The following is a 671-nucleotide window of genomic DNA, read 5'->3' as shown; positions in this document are numbered from 1 at the left end:
TTTACATTAAAGTGTAGCGCCAAGATAAGCGCCGCTCCAAGAAACCAGAGTTGACTCGCAGACTGCTTCCAACCTCCAGCCAATGAAAGGCACGCTAAACCAATCACCGCAATAGGTAACGAGATCCAAAAGATGCGCTGAGGGCGTTGTTGAAACATTACCCAAGCCACGATTGGCACGAACAGCATCGAGAGGCTCATAATAAATGCGCCCTCGCCTAGCGTATCGCTGATTGAAATGGCGTAAATCCACGTCATCACAGCGCCGCCAAGCAGCAAACCTACGCCACTGGCTGCCAACACGTCTTTTAACCGTGCCGCTTTTAGTGGTCGGTAACACAATGGCAGTAAACAGAGAGAGGCGATGGTAAATCGCAAGCCAATAAAACCAAAGGGAGGCAGCCCTTGTATGGTTTCTTTGGAAAAAATCCAGCCCAGTGCCGCTATCATCGTAGTGGCCACCAGAATCACGGTCGCTTTGCGTTCTGAGTTAAACATAATTACTCACAAAAAGGCCTGATGAATCGTCATCAGTGGGGATATTTATATCGATTTTAATCTACGAAAGTTATTTATATTCGTATCGCAAATGCTGACGAGGTGTGTCATAACAATGCAAGATGTTAACGTTTGCGTAACTTCGGCCTTATACCTTGCCGGTGAGATTTCATC

General features: G+C 46.8%; 1 protein-coding gene. It reads right to left on the bottom strand.

Going from position 1 to position 671, the window contains the following annotated elements:
- On the bottom strand, positions 1–497 hold a 497-nt coding region (locus tag R8O11_RS28210; protein WP_318194998.1), incomplete at its 3' end, for a DMT family transporter.
- Positions 498–671: the final 174 nt, after the last annotated feature.

This window comes from Vibrio sp. 1288, from assembly GCF_033344475.1.
This window is presented reverse-complemented; position numbering and strand designations above follow the sequence as displayed.